The organism is Moorena sp. SIO4E2, assembly GCF_010671945.1.
Taxonomy (GTDB): Bacteria; Cyanobacteriota; Cyanobacteriia; order Cyanobacteriales; family Coleofasciculaceae; genus Moorena; species Moorena producens.
In genome coordinates this window covers 1-1,531 of the sequence record NZ_JAAHIE010001172.1, presented here as the reverse complement: position 1 = coordinate 1,531, position 1,531 = coordinate 1, and the positions used below count along the sequence as shown (strand labels likewise).

Annotated in this window: 2 protein-coding genes; one reads left to right on the top strand and one right to left on the bottom strand. The window is 43.6% G+C overall.

What is annotated here, in order from left to right; genetic code table 11:
* Positions 1-518 precede the first annotated feature (518 nt).
* Complete coding sequence (locus tag F6K37_RS41855) at positions 519-1,253, top strand: phycobilisome rod-core linker polypeptide (RefSeq protein WP_287257151.1); 735 nt, start codon at positions 519-521, stop codon at positions 1,251-1,253.
* 31 nt (positions 1,254-1,284) lie between these two features.
* On the opposite strand, the gene F6K37_RS41850 is transcribed toward F6K37_RS41855, so the two are convergent.
* Positions 1,285-1,440, bottom strand: coding sequence for a hypothetical protein (locus F6K37_RS41850; protein ID WP_287257150.1), 156 nt, complete (start codon positions 1,438-1,440; stop codon positions 1,285-1,287).
* Between the last annotated feature and the right edge of the window lie 91 nt (positions 1,441-1,531).

The following is a 1,531-nucleotide window of genomic DNA, read 5'->3' as shown; positions in this document are numbered from 1 at the left end:
TGATTAGCGCTACGCGCACGCGTGCGCGTTCAGCTATCAGCTAAAGGCTTGTGGCTGACTGCTTGTGGCTGACTGCTTATGATAAAACTCTGATTAATTACCAATTAACTGGTCAAGAATTTATCTTGATTCCATCTATCATGACTCAAAGCTCCTGACTCGATAGTCCTAAATTGTATTTAGAGCCTTTAATCAAACGTGCAAGATCTTAGCCTCGCTATTACCCGAGATCGCGCCAAAGCGCAACAGTAGTCAGAAACACATTTTTATTATAAATCTCAAATCCTTGTCTTGATGCAGCCGCTCCCCACTCGCGCTTTGCATCAATAAAATGTTGTTTAAATGGGAGACAGTTTACTTAATACTTAATACTTCATGCTTAATACTTAATACTTCATAGGTCGCTAAAATAACGAATCATTTCTTTTAATTAAGAAACGTAAAAAAAGTTAGGATTGTATGAAGCTAATCCCCTAATCTGTGATTATGACTAAGGTTTACGATCATAGAGGTGATTAATGACAATTCCTTTGCTAGAGTATCCTCCCTCAACCCAAAATCAGCGCGTCGCTGGATATGAGGTGCCCGGAGATGAGCAGCCTAAACTATACAGTACAGCGAATCTGCTGTCTCCATCGGAAATGGATGAGTTGATTAGGGCAGCCTATAGTCAAATTTTTAATGAACAACAGATTCTAAAAAGCAACCGCCAAAGCTTTTTAGAATCGCAGCTGAGATTTGGTCAAATCACGGTGCGTGACTTCATTCGTGGTCTAGCAACATCTGAACCTTTTTGGCAGCGCAATTATCAGACCAATAACAACTACCGTTTTGTCCAGATGTGTGTACAACGCATCTTGGGCCGTGATGTCTACAGTGAGCGGGAGAAGTTAGCCTGGTCAATAGTTTTAGCTACTAATGGGTTACAAAACTTTATTGATGCTCTGCTCGATAGCGACGAGTACCTGGAAAACTTTGGTGATCACACCGTGCCTTATCAGCGGCGGCGGATCATACCCCAGCGTACTCAAGGCGATCTACCCTTTGCCCGCATGCCTCGTTATGCGGAAGAGTACCGCACCCAACTGCAACAGCTGGGTTACTTCAAATACCAACCAATTGGTTTCAAAACTTATTATCCTCCTGCCTCAGTGCGCTTGGTAGCAGGAGTACTCACTAAGGCAGGGGCTGTAGTTGTACTTGGGGGAACAATTGCGATCGCCTTATCGGCCTGGGGTATTATCAGCCTGTAGCTGTGAGTGTAGGTTTGATAAGAAATGTTACTTAACTGCCAACGGCTAGAGAAATTAGCTGGAGTAAACAGCTGACCTGTGTCTTGAGCAGGAGGTAAGCAACCAAGAGGCTTCCAGCACCAACGTGGAGCCAATCCACAGGCTTGCCATGGCAAGCCAGTTCTGATCTGCCGTTGCAATCAGACATCAAAAAATCTTAAACTCTTAACAAGATGTAACGAATAAAGGCTCGACATCATTGTATAAAAGTTACCTGAAGGGTAAATAGTGACAGGCGA